The organism is Candidatus Halocynthiibacter alkanivorans (assembly GCF_003333265.1).
Classification (GTDB): Bacteria; Pseudomonadota; Alphaproteobacteria; order Rhodobacterales; family Rhodobacteraceae; genus Halocyntiibacter_A; species Halocyntiibacter_A alkanivorans.
On sequence record NZ_QOLB01000034.1, the window covers coordinates 1 to 17128 of the forward strand.

Below are 17128 nucleotides of genomic sequence, written 5' to 3' on the forward strand. Positions count from 1 at the left end.
TTGCCCTTGCAAGGGGCCCGTGCTGACGGAAATCCTGAACCGCGACCTTCGTGCATTTCAGCGACGCGCCAGTTCAACATGACGCTGCATGTCTGGACCGCACGCCTCACGAGTTTTTTTGCATAGCGGTCCGGTAGTCGAAAAATATGGCGATTTATGCAATAATCAGTGGTGACGCCATTGTTTGCCAGGGAAATGAAAATTTCTGAAATGCGAACAGCTGCGCCGCCAGAGAACTGAGAGCCGGGCAATCAAACAGCGCAAATTGAGGGAGCAGAAAGGAATTACCGAAGAAAGGACATAAAATGCTGAATGGAAAATTTGATTTTGGTGAGGGCGTCAGCGCGTCGAGCCGGGCCACAGGTGTCCAGTCTGAAAGGCCACCAGGGGCGCGCCAGCTTGCTAAACTTTCCGCGGCCGTGCTGTTTGCTGTGTTGTTGATTTCGCCCGTTGATCGTGCATTTGCGGACACTCCTGTCACCTCTGCACAGAGCGACACAGTCTCCGCTGAAGCGTCTGAGAGCTGGATTCAAGATGTCTTGGGACGTCTTGGTAATTCGGGCGGCTTTTCAGCAAATACTCTTTTTGCTCCGGGCGAACAAATCATTCTCGCGCAAACGGATGTGAATGCAGTGTGCACCAGTTTCCGGTCAGGGGATGCCTGGAAGGTGCTCCCACCAGGAGGCGAGGCAAGAAGCACCTGCGGACCGGCATTCATGACGTACAGGGGCGGGGGGTATGGGATCATATGTAAACCAGCCAGAAAGGGCGTTACTGATGTGCAGAAGGACAATGCTCAAGATGCACTGGAGGCGTTTCAGTTTCATTGCAAGTGTTCAACTCAATGCAAACCCTGACGGGCAATCAGTGAATTCATCATAGTCTTGCGGTGCCGCCAGGGAACACCGCATCCGGCTGCCGTGAGGCGGTGTCCAGTTATACCTCTGTCCGGCGTTTTGCCGGCTTGCCTGCTCAACGCGGGGCCAGCCCGGACAGATCGCAATTTTTGGATTTAACTTAGTCCGGCAATATCAGGCGGCCGGAAACCAGTCAGGCCAGCCGGTCGCGCGTGCGACGCAATAGCATTGTTGTAAGTCGGATTTAACCGTTCCAGGTGCGGACCGGGCCACTGTCCATATGGACGAAGTTGGAGCCGCGATATTTGCCGACACCACCGGCGGAAACCGCCCGGGCTGCTTGGGCCATCTGCGTGACGGAACGCGATTTCAGACGCAGATCAGCGGCCTGGCCCTTCATGTGCAGCGAGTTCTTGGCGACGCCGCGCGAGTTGCGCCGCAACATGGCGTTGGTTTTGGGGGAGCGGTAACCCGACAGCATCAGATAGGGTTCGCTGGTGTCCATCAGGGACAGAGAAGCTGCCATAATATCGAGCGTGCGGGTGTCGATATCGATGGAGGTCCCGGTGCGCCAGTCGCGCATAAAGTAGTTAACTTCTTTCAGCGCTTCTTTGATGTATTTTCCGTCGATCCAATACACAGTGTTAAGGCTTTCGCCGGTCCGCCCGGAATACATGGAGATGCGGCGAATGTCTCCGCCGCCGCGCAGGAACCCTGCTGCAGAGGAGAATGTTGGCGCCGAAACAACCGCTGTTGCCGCGAAAGCGCCCAGCAGGCCGCGCCGTGTGAAACCCATAGTTTTATTGCTCATCATCTTCTTTTCGCGAGTCCCGTCGCTACCTGTGTGCCACTATTGATGCGGCTTTACCTGCCACCTCATCCCGAAGGTGTGTCCGTCTTATGACATGGTTTGTTAATCAAACAAAGATGCGATTCCCTGGCTGTGCGGATATCGGCCAAAATAGGCAAAATTTTGCGCAATCTGCTTCGCATTATGCTTAACGCACTGTGGCAAATCCGCCGGAATAGTGCCGAAAAACTGATTTATGTCGAAGAAGTGTAAACTTTCCCCGTTTAATATATGCTGGAATGGGCCAGGCCCAGGTGTGTTGTACAAGCAGTGTGAGGACGAAATGCGTATATTGTTTCTGCGTCTGAAGATGATCTCTCTGATGGCCGCGTTGATCGGTGTCGCGGTCCTCTCTCTGAATGCTCAGCCGGGCATGGCCCAGAGCCAGAGCCAGAGCCAGAGCCAGAGCGAAGTAACCGGCTTCATGCAAGCTGTCGCTGAAGCGGCCGCAGGCGACAAGGCGCTGTCCGTCTATTATAAGGAAGCCGGCTATCAGCCGGTCTGGACCGGACGTGGCGGCAAATTCCGCTCACGACGCAAGGCGTTGCTGAAAGCGTTGAATGCGTCGCGGGATCACGGCCTGCCCGGATATGACGTCAACCTGCTGAAAGCTAACTTACGGGCGGTGAAATCGGACCGGGACCTGGGACGTATTGAAGTTGAGCTGAGCAAATTGTTCCTGCGCTACGCCCGGGATATTCAGACCGGAATATTGACGCCGGCCCGCGTTGACGCCGGCATCGCCCGCAAAGTGCCGCTGCGGGGCCGCAAATCGGTTCTGGCTGCGTTTGTCAAATCTTCGCCGGCAAATTTTATGCGCCGGCTGGCGCCGTCTTCGCCCGAATATGCGCGCTTGATGAAAGAAAAGATGAAGCTTGAAAAGCTGCTGGCATCTGGTGGCTGGGGGCAATTGATTCCGGCCGGGGCGCTGAAACCGGGGGCGACGGGCAATGCGGTTCTGATCCTGCGCAACCGTCTGATCGCGATGGGCTATATGAGACGCTCTGCGGTGGCGAGCTATGATGGCAGTATTCAGACGGCGGTACAGACCTTTCAGCGGGACCACGGGCTGGCGGTTGATGGTGTCGCAGGCAAGGGCACCCTGGGTGAATTAAACGTCAGTGTTGAACAGCGTCTCGCCTCTGTTCTGGTCGCGATGGAGCGCGAACGCTGGATCAATATGGATCTTGGCAAACGCTACATCTGGGTCAATCTTGCGGATTTCACCACCAAAATCATCGACGATGGCGTGGTAACCTTCCGCACCCGCTCGGTTGTGGGCAAAAATGTCCCGGACCGTCGCAGCCCTGAATTCTCCGACGAGATGGAACATATGGTCATCAACCCGACCTGGAATGTGCCTCGTTCGATCACGGTGAAAGAATACCTGCCGCAATTGCAGCAGGATCCCGGTGCGGTCTCGTTCCTGGACATGTACGACCGGCAGGGCCGGGTGGTAAGCCGCTCTGAAGTGGATTTCAACCAATACACCCGCGCTGACTTTCCGTTCAGCCTGAAACAAGCGCCGTCCGGGCGCAATGCGCTTGGGCTGGTGAAGTTCATGCTGCCTAACAGATTCAATATCTATCTGCATGATACGCCTGCCAAAAGCCTGTTCGGGCGGGAAAGACGTGACTTCAGCCATGGCTGTATCCGGCTGGCTGATCCGTTTGGGTTTGCCTATGCGCTGCTGGCGCCGCAAAGCCAGGATCCGGAGGGCGAATTCCAGGCTCTCCTGCGCACCGGTCGTGAAGCCGTGGTGCCACTGAAACAGCATGTGCCGGTACATATCATCTACCGCACCGCGATCAGCAAACCCCGTGGTGGCATGGAATACCGCCGTGACGTGTATGGGCGCGACGCCAAAATCTTTAACGCGCTGCAAAACGCGGGTGTGCGCATCCGGGCGATCAACAGCTGAACCGGCCAATATTTACGACATATCCCGGGGGCTCAGGCCCCCGGACTCATTTATGCCTGTGTTGTTACTGGAACGCCTGACGGTGCGGTCTTTTCAGCCGCAGCAAAACCACCTATCAGTGAGCCAGCAAATTCTTCAGGCCCGAGGGCAATATGGCACAGTTTTCAATTGGCGAGATATCACAGGCCCTTGGCGCTGTAGCTGTCGGTGATACCAGCCTCCGGGTCAGCGGCGCGGCGGAACCTGCGGACGCGACAGAAACCCAACTGGCACTGGCAATGGACCCGAAATATGCCGCGGGCCTCGCTGAGGGAAAAGCGCGCGCTGCGATGCTATGGGCCGATGCCGAATATAGCGACTTCGGGCTGGAGGCTGCAATCCTGGTGCCACGCGCCCGTTTCGCCATGTCCGGGCTGACAATGATGCTGGACGCGGGCCCCGAAATCGCAACTGGTGTGCATGCGATGGCCGTCGTTGATGCCAGCGCCAAAATTGCGGAGGGCGCCGCGATTGCCGCCTTTGTCACCATTGGCCGCAATGTGCGCATCGGGCGCAATGCCAGGATCGACAGCCATGTCTCCATTGCGGCAGATACGGTGATCGGCGATGATGCGCTGATCCTGTCCGGGGTTCGCATCGGTGCGTCTGTCCGTATTGGCGACCGCATTATCGCGCAGCCTGGCTGTGTCATTGGCGCCGACGGGTTTTCTTTTGTGACAGCGGAAAAGTCGACAGTTGAAACCGCACGCGAAACGCTGGGCGATACCAAAGACGCCAGTGCGCAGTCCTGGATCCGCATTCATTCCATCGGCAGTGTTGAGATCGGCGATGACGTTGAGATCGGCGCCAACAGCACCATCGACCGGGGCACGGTCAAAGCCACCCGGATCGGCTCCGGCACCAAGCTCGACAACCTGGTTCAGGTTGCGCACAACGTGCAGATCGGACGGGATTGCCTGCTTTGTGGTCAGGTCGGCATCGCCGGTTCGACCCGGATCGGAGACAGTGTGGTTCTGGGCGGTCAGGTCGGTGTTGTTGACAATATCTCTGTTGGCAGTGGTGTGATCGCGGGCGCGGGCACCATGATCCTGTCCAACGCGCCGGCAGGGCGGGTGCTGATGGGGTATCCCGCGGTGAAAATGAACAGCCACATTGAGAGTTACAAAGCGCTGCGCCGGCTGCCGCGTTTGTTCCGCGAAGTGGAGCGGTTGCAGAAATCAGTTTCAAAGCACAGCGACACAGAGTAAATCTGCTTTAAGATGAGGCGAGGGGCGTATCATGTCGGAAGCAATAAGAATAAAAGTTTTTGAAATCATCGCGGAGCAGGCTGTTCTGGATGTTTCTGACATTTCGCCGGAGCAGACTTTGGAGGATCTGGGCATCGACTCTATGGGGCTGGTTGAAAGCATTTTTGCCATCGAAGAGGCCTTTGACATCCAAATCCCGTTTAACGCCAATGATCCCAGGCAGGGGGGCTTTGATATCTCCACTGTTGCCACCATCGTTGAGGCCGTCAGCAAGCTGGTGGCCGGGCAGGCGCAATGAAACGGGTTGTCATCACCGGGGCTGGTACCATCAACGCGCTCGGAGGCGATGTTTCTTCGACTTTTGAAGCGATGGCCGAAGGCCGCTGCGGTATTTCTCAGCTCGAGTTTCGCGATGTCGACCGGCTGTCGATCAGTATCGGTGGTCAGGTGCATGGCTGGGACGCGGAAACAACGTTCAACCGCCAGCAGATCGCCCTCTATGACCGGTTTACCCAGTTCGCCCTGGTGGCGGCCAAACAGGCCGTGGCGCAATCCGGGCTGGTCTTCACCGGTGAACTTGCGGCGAGATCCGGCGTGATCCTGGGCAATTCCGGCGGCGGTATGAACACGCTCGATGATAATTACCGCTCGGTCTATGAGGACGGCAAAAACCGGGTGCACCCTTTCGTGGTGCCCAAGCTGATGAACAATGCCGCAGCCAGCCATGTCTCGATGACCTATAATCTCAAAGGCCCGAGTTTTACCGTTTCCACCGCCTGTGCCTCGTCCAATCACGCGATGGGGCAGGCGTTCTATATGATCCGCTCCGGCATGGCGACCTGCATGCTGAGCGGTGGCTCTGAAGCGATGCTGTGTTTTGGCGGAGTGAAAGCCTGGGAAGGTCTGCGGGTGATGTCAAAAGACGCCTGCCGTCCGTTTAGCGCCGACCGCAATGGTATGGTGCAGGGCGAGGGCGCGGCGGTGTTTGTCTTTGAAGAATATGAGCATGCCAGGGCACGTGGGGCTGAAATTCTCGCCGAAGTGGTCGGATTTGCGATGACCTCTGACGCCTCTGATATTGTGATGCCGTCCAAACAGGGCGCTGCGCGGGCGATTGCCGGCGCGATACAAGACGCCGGGCTGGGTCCGGATAATGTGGCCTATATCAACGCGCATGGCACCGGCACGGCCGCAAACGACAAAACAGAATGTGCGGCGATTTCGGATGTGTTTGGCGCTGGCGCCGATCAGCTGTTGATCTCCTCGACCAAATCAATGCACGGACACCTGATCGGCGGCACCGGGGCGGTTGAGCTTCTGGCCTGTATTATGGCGCTGAAAGACGGGGTGATCGCGCCCACAATCGGTTATCGGGAACCCGACCCCGAATGCGCGCTGGACGTTGTGCCCAACGAGGCACGCGAAGCAGATGTCGAGGTGTGCCTGTCCAATGCGTTTGCCTTTGGCGGATTGAATGCGGTGATTGCACTGCGCCGGGTGTAGTTTGATTTGCAAATAAAAACGCCGCCCGGTGAAGGCGGCGTTTCAAAGACAAGACCGCGCTGATTATTGCGCCGCGAGTTCTTTCAGTCTGGCGTCCCGCGCATGGTTGGCCTCGGTCACGGCGTCATATCCGGCAGTGAAACCTTTGAGCGAAATGTTCAGGCCAATGCGCTTGTCGGGGGCCCGCAATGGCACCAGGGTCAACTCGCCGCTGGCGCCGGCTTTCATTGACGCAATATCCGCACCGCTCAGCGCGATACGGGCGTAACAGCTGTTCGGATCACAATAGGTGAACGGGTAGCGTTTGGCTGTACCCTGATCGAACGAAATAGTGATCTGCTGATTCAACAGGGTCTCGAGCGGTGTCACCACCGTGGCGCCGGCTTCGGCCTGGCCACCCTGGGGCAGTTTATACAGCGAAATTTCGGCGACATTATTCCCGTCCCCGTCCTGCAGTGTCTGATACAGGTTGCAAGGATCGGTGCCATTGTCGGTCTTGATACAACGTACCGCCCAATCGCCTTGCAGAGAGGCAATATAAGGCTGCCCAACTGCACCTGCGCTGGCGACCTCTGTACCAGGTGACAACTGGGTGTCTACGGAAGAAACCTGCGCAGATGCCGCGGCAGCGAAGCCAAATGCAAATACTGCGGCGGTCAGGGAAGTCCGGATATTGGTCATGCTGGGTCCATTTGTTGCCATGAAATCAATTGGCTCAGCTTTATCACGCTGTCCCGGAACTGTCAGTTGGAAAGTGAAAGCAAAGCGGGCTTCTGCCGATGCTTCACCGCGCGCAAAGCGGGCGCAGAAAATAGAAAAAGGGTCCTGAAACCAGAACCCTTTTCCATTCGTTTCTCCCCGTCGGACGGGCCGACTTATTATTGTCGAGGAGGCTAAGTCACCAATATGGATCCGTCAACAGTCTCAATGAAATTAATGTGATGTCATCTGAAATCCCCGGCGGGACGCGGCGCATGCACTGCCTGAGCGCAGAGCAAAAAAGACCGCGCCAGGGGCGCGGCCAGTCTGACAGGGAGGAAGTCAATCCAGCCCGGGAAATCCCGGGGCGGATTAGTCTCATCCTTACATATGCGCGTTAATATTGTGTTGTTGTGGCGATTTGGCCCAGTAAATTAAGGGTGTCCAGTCCGATCCCGGCTCATTGCTGCACACCGGCGGCGGCATGATTGCGACCCGTGTGCGCTTGAAGATCCGCGCGAAAACAGAATTTCCGGAGCAGGCTGCTGACCACATACGGCAGGAAATATGCCGGGATATCAACTTCTTGCTGCACAGGCCTGCGACGGTGACTGTCTGCATTGTTTTGCATGTTTGCAGCGGCATTCATGATTGTCGTGCGCGTATCCAGTGCTGAATCTGTCCTGGATTTTATTTGCCCCTGCGTCAACTTTGTGGCCGCAAAACCGGAGACTTCGGCGGAACTCAGGTCAGCGACTCCGGAATATATACCCGTCGACGACTGTTTATGGCGCGTTTCTGCGGGCGTTCTGTGCCTGGCTGGCCGGGAGCAGAACGCCCCCGCGCCGCGCCGGCACCGGAAAATACCGTTACAGTGGCCGGATTTTAAGCAGGGTGATCCGGTTGTCGATGCGCCCCGAGACTTCAAAACGAAAGCCATGGAAGGAAAACACCTGACCCGAAGTCGGTATCATCTGGGCTTCGTGGATCACCAGACCGGCAACGGTGTTTGCCTCCTCATCGGGCAACGACCAGTCCATGGACCGGTTCAGATCCCGGATCGTCATGCCACCCTCGACGATCCAGTCGCCCGCCTCGTCGCGGCGCAATTGCGCCTCCGGCTCCTGATCCATTTCATCGGTGATTTCTCCGACGATCTCTTCCAGAATGTCCTCCAGAGTGATCAACCCCTGCAAAGCGCCATATTCATCGACAACCAGGGCAAAATGGGTGTGGCGGCGCAGAAACTGGCGCATCTGGTCGTCAAGCGTGGTGGTTTCGGGGACAAAATAAGGCGACATCGCCACGTCCAGCAGATTAAAACTGTCAATGCCGTCCGGGCCGCTGGACTGGGCCTCGTACATTGCGCGGGACAGGTCTTTGGCATGGATAACGCCAATGATGTTTTCCACATTCTCGCGATAGATCGGCAGTCTGGTATGGGGCGAATTCAGGCATTGCTGCAGGATTCTGCGGGCCGGCAGGTCCGCGTCAACCATTTCGATCTGACTGCGGTGAAGCATGATTTCTTCAACTGTGCGTTCCCCAAGGTCCAGCGCGCCAAGTAGCCGGTCGCGGTCTTCTTTCTCCACCGCACCCTCAGCATGTCCAAGTGAAATCGCGCCGGCAATTTCTTCGCGCACAGCCAGGATCTGACTGGTAGGATCAGTGCGCACGCCAAACAGCCACAAAATGCCGCGCACCAGCGTGCGCACCGAAGCGACAACGGGCGAAAACACCAGGACCACCACGCCAATGGTACTTGCGACCCGGGACGCGGCGGTTTCCGGATTGGTGATCGCATAGGTTTTGGGAAGCACTTCGGCAAAGATCAGCACCAGCAGCGTCATCACCAGGGTGGCAAGTGCAACGCCGCTCTCTCCAAAGGCGCGGGTGAACAGGGCGGTGGCCAGCGAGGTCGCCAGGATATTGACAAGGTTGTTGCCCAGCAGAACCGAGCCGATCAGCCGTTCATTGTCCTCAGTTATGCCAAGCGCGCGTTTCGCCCCGCGGGAGCCCTTGTCGGCCTGGGCGCGCAACTTGCCGCGAGATGCGGCGGTCAACGCGGTCTCAGACCCGGAGAAAAATGCTGACAGGATCAGCAATACGACAATGGCACCTGCGGTGACCCAGAAGGCGGTATCAAACATAGTGCTGGTCTCGGTCATGTGAAAAATCCTGTTGCATCCCATAGGTTATGGGGGTGCGTGCCGCAGATTTCAACTGCCTTCGCTGGCCAGAGGATGATGGCTCAACACCAGATCCTTAAGGCGGTTTTCCAGCACATGGGTGTAGATTTCTGTTGTAGAAAGGTCCGCGTGGCCCAGCATGGCCTGGATCGAGCGCAGATCGGCGCCGCGGGCCAGCAGATGGGTTGCAAAAGCGTGGCGCAACTTATGTGGCGTTACACTGTCGGCAGGCACGCCGGCCACACCGGCCAGCGCTTTCAACCGGGCGTGAAACCAGACCCGGCTGACATGGCCGGCTTTGCCGCGTGCCGGGAACAAAAAACGCGACAAAGGTGTCTGATTTTCCTGCCGCGCCAGCTCTTCGTCCCGGTCCCGCACCTGCAGCCAGGCATAGCAGGCTGCGCGGGCTGGCGTGGAAAGCGGTACCATACGTTCTTTATCGCCTTTGCCCCGGATCAATAGCATTTCCGGATCGCCGCGCACCGCAGCGACCGGCAGAGAAACCAGCTCACTGACCCGCATGCCCGTCGCGTAGAGCAGTTCCATCAGGCAGATCTCCCGCAGTCGTTTTACTTCAGTGCCGGCGGCGGTGCGCGCCGCTGCGAGCAGAAGGTCCACTTCGTCTTCGCTCAGAGTTTGGGGCAGGCTTTTGCTGCGGCCAGGACCTTTGATCTGAATCGCCGGATTGTCGTCGCGCAGCCCCTCTTCAAAAGCAAAACGATACAATTGCCGCACTGAGGACAGCCGGCGCGCCCGGGTGGCGCGACCCAGACCTTCGGCCTCACAGGCGATAAGATAGGCCTCAATGTCCCCCCGGGCCGCGCTTTCAAAATGAAGCTGACGAGGTGCCATCCAGTCACAGAAATGGCGCAGATCCCGGCCGTAAGCCTCGAGTGTGTTTTTCGCGGCGCCAAGTTCCGCCGCAATGGCCGCCAGAAACGCGGAAATCCAGTCGTGGTCGCTCATCCGCGCAGATCCAGGATCATAAGCTCAAGCGCCGCGCGTCTGGCGGTGTCTTCAAGCCCGACCGCGCGGAAAAACGACAGGCTGTCGGCGATTTTGTTGAAATCACCGGCCGCACCGGTATTGAGCAGCTTAATGGCCCGCAAGATCGCTTCTCCCAACTGGTCGTTGTCCACCAGGCCTTGCAACCTGGCGGGCACTTCACTGCGCGAAAACCCGTCCGCGATGGCCTGGGACACCGGATCCAGCCGCAGAGGCGCGACAGGTTGACCAGAGGCGAGACCGGCCAGAAAATCCTCGCGGTTTGTGCTGGCAGTATAGCGGGCGGCGACGCTTTCATAAGACGCGGACAGCAGGCCAATCTCAAAGGCAAGTGCGGCGCTGGTATCTTCCAGCGTAAACAAGGAAAGCCGGGCGCCGTAAATGTCTGCAAAGGGGCGCTCGAGATTCACGCTGATCATCGCTTGCCAGGCCGGGCGCAACGTGTCTGAAACGGCTTGGGCATCGCCGGATATCAGTGCTGCGTCAAATTCCTGCACCGCCGCCACACGGTCCCAGACGCCGCCCGAGGCGGCAGGAACATAGGCCGTATAGATACCGTAAAGCTGATTTGGGCTGATAGCGCCGGCGCGCGCCAGTCGTTCTGAGGCTTCGAGCCGGGCTTTCCAGCCGGTGTTTGAGCGCAAATCTGCCTGAGAATAGGCCAGCGGCAGCGGCGCTGAGGGCAGGGAATACCCCACGGCTTCATAGATGCGGAATTCAAGCGGGCTGGGTTTGCCGGGCGGAGGCAGCAGGAAATCGCCCTCAAACAGGATCGGGTCGAGGAAGCGGGTCATCAGAGCTTCTTCATCCGGATCCAGAAATCCAAGCGCCCTGGCCGTGCCAAGGGTCAGAGCCGCCGCGTCCCAGTCACCGCCGCGCGCCAGGCAGAAAATGCGCGCCGGATAGGTCGGCGCCAGGCCGGACCCGTCGCGCAGCTGGTCACAGACCTGGTTTTCGGTGCCAAGCAACAGGCCGGTGTCAAACAGGCGCCGGAACACCCGCGGCTGTTGCGCCCCCTGCCGTTCCATCAGGGCTTTGGCTTCTTCCAGAGCCCCCATTGCGAGCAACGCATCAATCCGGGCGAGAAACAGCGTCATCTGACGGCTGCTGTCGGCTGGCGGGTTTAATTCTGCCAGCAACAACATCCGGTACAGATCCCGTGTGGCCGGTAAAAACCCGCTGGCGCTGGCACCGGGGTCGGCAATCAGCCGGGCAATGGTCGCAGAGTCGGACTGGCCCCACAATCCGGCCGGCAGGCCTGTTACTGACGGTGGCAACAAGCCGACCGCATCCGAAAGCGGGCCATCCAGCGGTGCGACGGAAACCGGGCCAGGCAGTGCTGTTGCCACCACTTTGTCAACGTCCACGCCGAGGTACACACCCGGATCCCGGACCGGCGGCCGGACAACCGGCCGCGCCAGGCTGTCCGACAGCCAGTCAATTGCGGACAAGGGGGTGCTGCCCTGTTGTGCTGCGGCCCCAAGCGGCAGGGTTGCGAGAGCCAGGCCCAGCAGCAGGTGGCGCATGTCAGTCAACCTCTAAGGAGACCGGGATTCGCTGGTCGCTTGACAGTGGGCTCAGATCGCCCAGATAAGCGTAACCAACCAGCGCGATTGCGCCCAGCACCACCAGTATCAGTACTAATTTGAAGAGCCATTTAATAAGAGTTCGCATTTTCGAGGGCCTTTCGCCTGCCTGTGTTGGCTGCTCATTTATATCGTCAGCCGTTATTCGATTTTATATATGGCATTTTTCATAAGATCACGCCATTGAAGGGATAAGGATTTTTTTGCGCGGGATGGTGCCGGTTGGACTTTAAACTGAAAAAAACTGTCGCACTGGTTGGTATGATGGGCGCCGGTAAAACTGCGGTGGGAACCGCGCTGGCGCGCCAGCTTGATGTGCCCTTTCTGGATTCGGATGCTGAGATTGAACTGGCTGCAGACCGGACCATTGCTGAGATCTTTGAGCGCGACGGGGAAGCGTTTTTCCGGGAAAAGGAATCCCAGGTGATTGCCCGTCTGCTGCAAGAGAAACGCTGCATTCTTTCGACCGGTGGTGGCGCGTTTCTGGCGCCGCGCAACCGGGAATTCATCGGACAGACGGGGGTGGCGGTCTGGCTTAAGGCTGATCTTGATATCCTGTGGATGCGGGTGCGGCACAAAACCACCCGCCCTCTGCTGATGACAGACGATCCCCATGAAACGCTGCGCCAGCTTTGCGATATCCGCGAGCCGTCCTATGCAAATGCGCGGATTGTTGTCGATGCCAAACCTGAACTGAGCATTGAGCAGATGGCCCAAAAAGTCATCGACGCTCTGCTTGAGCACCCGGATGTACTGGAGAAAACATCATGAGTATTACCGTCCACGTTCCGCTTGGGGACCGCGCCTATGATGTGCGGATCGGCGAAGGGCTGGTCGCACAGGCGGGGCTGGAAATCGCGCCGTTCCTGCATCAGCCGCGGGTTGCGGTTCTGACCGATGAAACCGTAGCGCCGCTGCATCTTGAAACCCTGCGGGCTGGTTTGGCCGATCAGGGCATTTCCATGGTGTCACTGGCGCTGCCGGCGGGCGAGTCGACCAAGGGCTGGCCGCAGTTTTCCCGTGCGGTGGAATGGCTGCTGGAGCAGAAAATTGAACGCCGGGATGTTGTTGTCGCCTTTGGTGGCGGTGTGATCGGCGACCTGGGTGGTTTCGCCGCTGCGGTGCTGCGTCGCGGCGTCCGATTTGTGCAGATCCCGACCACGCTACTGGCCCAGGTGGACAGTTCCGTCGGCGGCAAAACCGGCATCAACAGCCCGCATGGCAAGAATTTGATCGGGGCGTTTCACCAGCCCTCTCTGGTGTTGGCGGATACGACAGTGCTGGAGACACTCACCCGGCGTGATTTTCTCGCTGGGTATGGCGAAGTGGTGAAGTACGGCATGTTGGGGGACGCGGAGTTCTTTGACTGGCTTGAGCAGAATGGCCCGGCGATGGCGGATGGCGACATTGCTGCGCGCCAGTACGCAGTGCGTCGTTCCGTCGAAATGAAGGCGGATATTGTGGTGCGGGATGAGACCGAGCAGGGCGATCGTGCGCTGCTTAATCTGGGCCACACCTTCTGCCATGCGCTGGAAGCGTCGACGGGTTATTCCTCGCGTCTGCTGCATGGCGAAGGCGTGGCGATCGGTTGCGCGCTGGCGTTTGAAACCTCCGCCCGGCTCGGGCTCTGTTCCCAGGAAAGCCCCAGCCGCGTACGCGCGCATCTGCGCGATATGGGCATGAAGGTTGATCTGGCGGATATCGAGAGTGAACTGCCGGATGCCGATGCACTTCTTGCGTTGATGTCGCAGGATAAAAAAGTTCTGGACGGCAAGCTGCGTTTCATAATGGCGCGCGCGATCGGCGATGCGTTTATCACCTCAGATGTGGACTACAAAGTGGTGCGCGCGGTGTTGCAGGACGCGCTGGACGCGCGCTGATTTGCGGGCAGCGCAGTCTGGTTTGTCCTGCGCAGGTCAGGCCGCGCGCCGGCTTTTTTCCTGACGTTGGAAAGTTCCCGGCATTGCGGCGGGCAAAGCGACTGCCTGCCGAGGTCTGTTGGCGGAGTGTTTAAGCGGGCTGTTGTCTGCCTTGCGGGGTCGTTCGGGCAGACAACAGGTGCAGCATCTGCTGGTGCAGCTCCGGTGTTGCCGCCGAGACGACGCGGCCGTCTGATGCAAAACCAAGCGGCTGGCCGGCCCAGTCAGTCATCAGACCGCCGGCCTCTTCCACCAGCCCGGTCAAGGGCAGGTAATCAAACGGTTTTAAGTCGTAATCCACCACCACATCCACCAGCCCCGCGGCCAGCAGCGCATGCGGGTAACAATCATAAGCAAAACGACGGGTCTGGCCGCTGACCACCAGCCTTTTATGCACCTCCGGCTCCGCCGCAAAAATCTTTTCACCCTCGTTGATAAAGAGGATCGCTTTGGACAGCTCCGTCCTGGCGGAGACCTTTATCGGCTCGCCGTTGAGGCTGGCGCCCTGGCCGCGCCGGCTCAGAAACACCTCATTTAATGCGGGCATGCCAACCACGGACAGACTGTTTTCACCGTCTTTCAGATACGCCAGCAGGAAGCCGAACAACGGATGCCCGGCCAGAAACGAGCGGGTGCCGTCGATCGGATCAATCACCCAGAGATCACTGTTGCTGAGATCGCCGGCGCCAAATTCCTCGCCCAGAATACTGTGCTCGGGAAACACCCGGGCCAACACCGCGCGCGCGTCTTTTTCAATGTGAAGATCCGCGACCGTCACCGGGCTTTCGTCGGCTTTCAGCTCAATCTTCGGGTTGTGACGGAAATACCCCATCGCGGTTTTAGCAGCCGCCGCTGCGATCTCCTGAGCGGTGGCCAGTATCAGATCATCTTGCGACATCACGACTTCACCTTCAGCATTTTCGGGTCAATCAGCGGCGCCATATGCACGGTGCAGGGCACCCGTGTATTGGCGACCTCCAGCTCATATTCACCAGAGCTGACATAAGCGCGATCAACACTTTCACTGTGGCGCACATAGCCATAACCAATTGATTTCCCCACGGTATAGCCAAATCCACCAGAACTCAGCCAACCAACACGTTCGCCGTTGCGGTAAATCGTTTCCCGGCCCAGCAGGATGACTTCAGGATCTTCAACAGTGAACCCGGCCATCATTTTTTTCACGCCTTGTTGTTTCTGCGCTTCCATCGCCGCGCGGCCTTTGAACGGCGTGGCTGATTTCAGTTTCACCGCCCAGCCCAGCCCGGATTCCAGCGGTGTGTGGTCGGCACCGATGTCAGAGCCCCACGCCCGATAGCCTTTTTCCAGCCGGCAGCTTTCGATCGCCCGGTAGCCGGCGTTGATCAATCCGTGGCCGGCGCCCGCCGCCATCAGCGCCGCATAGACGGTGCTGGCATATTCGACCGGCAGATGCAGCTCCCAGCCCAACTCGCCGACATAGGTCACCCGCAGCGCCTGCACCGGGCAGCCGGCGATGCCGATGGTTTTCACCGTGCCAAAGGCAAAACCATCATTCGATACATCATCGCGGGTGACTGCACTCAGAATATCACGCGCCCGCGGCCCCATCAGCGAGAGCACCGCATTGGACGAGGTGATGTCAAACAGCTGACAATTCATGCCCGCCGGAATATTGCGCCGGATCCAGTCAAAATCATGGGTGGCAAACCCAGTGCCGGTGACGATGTAATATTCGTCCTCGGCCACCCGGGCCACGGTCAGGTCGCATTCAATGCCGCCACGTTCGTTCAGCATCTGGGTGTAGATCAGCACCCCCACCGGCCGGTCGGTGTTGTTGGCCGCGATCCAGCTCATCGCCGCCGCCGCGTCAGGGCCCTTCAGGGAAAACTTGGCAAATGAGCTCTGGTCAAACAGCACCGCTGCCTCGCGCACCGCTTTATGTTCGCGCCCCACCGCTTCAAACCAGTTCTGGCGGCCAAAGCTGTAGACGTCTTCGGGGCTTTCCCCAAGTGCGGCATCGGCAAACCAGTTGGGCCGCTCCCAGCCCAGTTTTTCCCCGAAACAGGCGCCCTGGTCTTTCAGAATCTCATAGAGCGGCGATTTGCGGCAGGGACGAGCAGAGGTGTTTTCTTCATGCGGCCAGCCCATGGTGTAATGTTTGCCGTAGGCCTCCACCGTGCGGGTGCGCACCCAGTCAGTGTCAAAATGTGGCCGGCCAAAGCGGCGGATGTCGGCGGACCAGAGATCATAGGGCGGCTCGCCGTTTTTCACCCATTCCGCCAGCGCCATGCCGGCGCCTCCGCCCGCGGCGATGCCAAAGGCGTTAAAGCCGGCGCCGACAAAGAAGTTGCTCAGCTCGGGGGCCTCACCAATGATGAAATTGCCATCCGGGGTAAAACTTTCCGGCCCGTTGGTCAGCGTTTTGATGCCGACGGTTTCCAGTGCCGGCACCCGGCCAAGCGACAGTTCCATCAGCTGTTCAAAATGATCAAAATTGCTGTCCAGCAGCGTGTAATGAAAACCTTTGGGAATGCCCTCTGTCGCCCAGGGGATCGGATTGGGCTCATAGCCGCCCATCACCAGGCCGCCGACCTCTTCTTTGTAATAGGTCAGCCGGTCCGGGTCGCGCAGGGTCGGCAGGTTTTTGGGCATGTCTTTGATCGCCTCGGTGACCATATACTGGTGTTCCATCGCCACCAGCGGCACGTTGACGCCAAAGCGGCGGGCAAAATCCCGGCTCCACTGACCGGCGCAGACCACGACTTTTTCGCATTCAATGCGCCCGTGCTCAGTAAGCACCGCCCGGATTTTACCCTTGTCGATCTCCAGATCCAGCACCTTGCAATCTTCAAAGATCTGCGCCCCGGCCATGCGGGCGCCTTTGGCCAGCGCCTGGGTGATGTCAGACGGGTTGGCCTGACCGTCGGTGGGCATAAAAGCGGCGCCGACCACATCGTCGATGTTCATCAGCGGCCACAAATCCTGCGCCTCTTCTGGGGTCAGCAGATCCATCTGCAGACCAAAAGAATGGGCGGTAGTGGCCTGGCGTTTCACCTCGGTCCAGCGTTCCTCATTGCACGCCAGCCGCAAGCCGCCGTTCATTTTCCAGCCGGTGCCCAGACCGGTCTCTTCTTCGATGGTATTGTACAGGTCGACCGAATAGCCCAGCAGCTGGGTGATATTGGCGTTGGAGCGCAGCTGCCCGACCAGACCGGCGGCATGAAACGTGGTGCCCGAGGTCAGTTTCTTGCGCTCCAGCAGTACTGTTTCCACGCCCATTTTTGCCAGATGATAGGCCGTGGAACAGCCGATGATGCCACCGCCGATGATGACTGTTTTGGACGATGCGGGGAGATTTTTCATGTGGGCC

15 protein-coding genes are annotated in these 17128 nt (G+C 58.6%); 7 read left to right on the top strand and 8 right to left on the bottom strand.

Going from position 1 to position 17128, the window contains the following annotated elements:
* The first annotated feature begins 305 nt into the window (after positions 1-305).
* Entirely contained in the window at positions 306-857 is a 552-nt protein-coding gene (locus DWA01_RS22885) for a hypothetical protein (protein ID WP_136057647.1), read from the top strand.
* Between the two features lie 244 nt (positions 858-1101).
* Here the strand turns inward: DWA01_RS22885 and mepK are convergent, their stop codons facing one another.
* Positions 1102-1668 carry a peptidoglycan L,D-endopeptidase MepK gene (gene mepK / locus DWA01_RS02360; RefSeq protein WP_419186977.1) on the bottom strand — a complete coding sequence of 189 codons (567 nt, stop codon included), beginning with the start codon at positions 1666-1668 and terminating at the stop codon, positions 1102-1104.
* Positions 1669-1990: 322 nt separating this feature from the next.
* On the opposite strand from mepK, the gene DWA01_RS02365 reads away from it, so the two are divergent.
* The 4 genes from DWA01_RS02365 (at position 1991) to DWA01_RS02380 (ending at position 6378) form a co-directional block, all read left to right on the top strand.
* Positions 1991-3628 (top strand): L,D-transpeptidase family protein, encoded by a 1638-nt coding sequence (locus tag DWA01_RS02365; RefSeq protein ID WP_235008400.1) that lies wholly within the window; start codon positions 1991-1993, stop codon positions 3626-3628.
* A gap of 152 nt (positions 3629-3780) precedes the next feature.
* Positions 3781-4875 (top strand): UDP-3-O-(3-hydroxymyristoyl)glucosamine N-acyltransferase, encoded by a 1095-nt coding sequence (lpxD, locus tag DWA01_RS02370; protein ID WP_114284047.1) that lies wholly within the window; start codon positions 3781-3783, stop codon positions 4873-4875.
* Between the two features lie 31 nt (positions 4876-4906).
* Entirely contained in the window at positions 4907-5173 is a 267-nt protein-coding gene (locus DWA01_RS02375) for an acyl carrier protein (RefSeq protein ID WP_114284048.1), read from the top strand.
* Entirely contained in the window at positions 5170-6378 is a 1209-nt protein-coding gene (locus DWA01_RS02380; RefSeq protein ID WP_114284049.1) for a beta-ketoacyl-[acyl-carrier-protein] synthase family protein, read from the top strand. The genes DWA01_RS02375 and DWA01_RS02380 overlap by 4 nt, the downstream gene beginning before the upstream one ends.
* A 63-nt stretch (positions 6379-6441) precedes the next feature.
* Here DWA01_RS02380 and DWA01_RS02385 read toward each other — a convergent pair whose 3' ends face one another.
* From DWA01_RS02385 to DWA01_RS02405, 5 genes are all read right to left on the bottom strand, one after another.
* Positions 6442-7059: an invasion associated locus B family protein gene (locus tag DWA01_RS02385; protein WP_114284050.1), complete on the bottom strand. Its 618-nt coding sequence runs from the start codon at positions 7057-7059 to the stop codon at positions 6442-6444.
* 478 nt (positions 7060-7537) lie between these two features.
* A complete protein-coding gene (locus tag DWA01_RS23045; RefSeq protein WP_114284051.1) occupies positions 7538-7726 on the bottom strand; it encodes a hypothetical protein in 189 nt (62 codons plus the stop codon).
* Positions 7727-7946: 220 nt separating this feature from the next.
* Complete coding sequence (locus DWA01_RS02395; RefSeq protein WP_114284052.1) at positions 7947-9245, bottom strand: HlyC/CorC family transporter; 1299 nt, start codon at positions 9243-9245, stop codon at positions 7947-7949.
* Between the two features lie 51 nt (positions 9246-9296).
* Complete coding sequence (locus DWA01_RS02400) at positions 9297-10232, bottom strand: tyrosine recombinase (protein WP_114284053.1); 936 nt, start codon at positions 10230-10232, stop codon at positions 9297-9299.
* On the bottom strand, positions 10229-11797 hold the full coding sequence (locus tag DWA01_RS02405; protein ID WP_114284054.1) for a hypothetical protein: 1569 nt from the start codon (positions 11795-11797) through the stop codon (positions 10229-10231). Before DWA01_RS02405 ends, DWA01_RS02400 begins: the two co-directional genes overlap by 4 nt.
* A 282-nt stretch (positions 11798-12079) precedes the next feature.
* Here DWA01_RS02405 and DWA01_RS02410 point away from each other — a divergent pair, with 282 nt between their 5' ends.
* Both DWA01_RS02410 and aroB read left to right on the top strand, forming a co-directional pair.
* Positions 12080-12628 (top strand): shikimate kinase, encoded by a 549-nt coding sequence (locus DWA01_RS02410; protein WP_114284055.1) that lies wholly within the window; start codon positions 12080-12082, stop codon positions 12626-12628.
* Positions 12625-13737, top strand: coding sequence for a 3-dehydroquinate synthase (gene aroB / locus DWA01_RS02415; RefSeq protein ID WP_114284056.1), 1113 nt, complete (start codon positions 12625-12627; stop codon positions 13735-13737). Before DWA01_RS02410 ends, aroB begins: the two co-directional genes overlap by 4 nt.
* A 130-nt stretch (positions 13738-13867) precedes the next feature.
* On the opposite strand, the gene DWA01_RS02420 is transcribed toward aroB, so the two are convergent.
* Together DWA01_RS02420 and DWA01_RS02425 are read right to left on the bottom strand one after the other, a co-directional pair.
* Positions 13868-14674 carry an inositol monophosphatase family protein gene (locus DWA01_RS02420; protein ID WP_114284057.1) on the bottom strand — a complete coding sequence of 269 codons (807 nt, stop codon included), beginning with the start codon at positions 14672-14674 and terminating at the stop codon, positions 13868-13870.
* Entirely contained in the window at positions 14674-17121 is a 2448-nt protein-coding gene (locus DWA01_RS02425; protein ID WP_114284058.1) for a GcvT family protein, read from the bottom strand. Before DWA01_RS02425 ends, DWA01_RS02420 begins: the two co-directional genes overlap by 1 nt.
* Positions 17122-17128 lie beyond the last annotated feature (7 nt).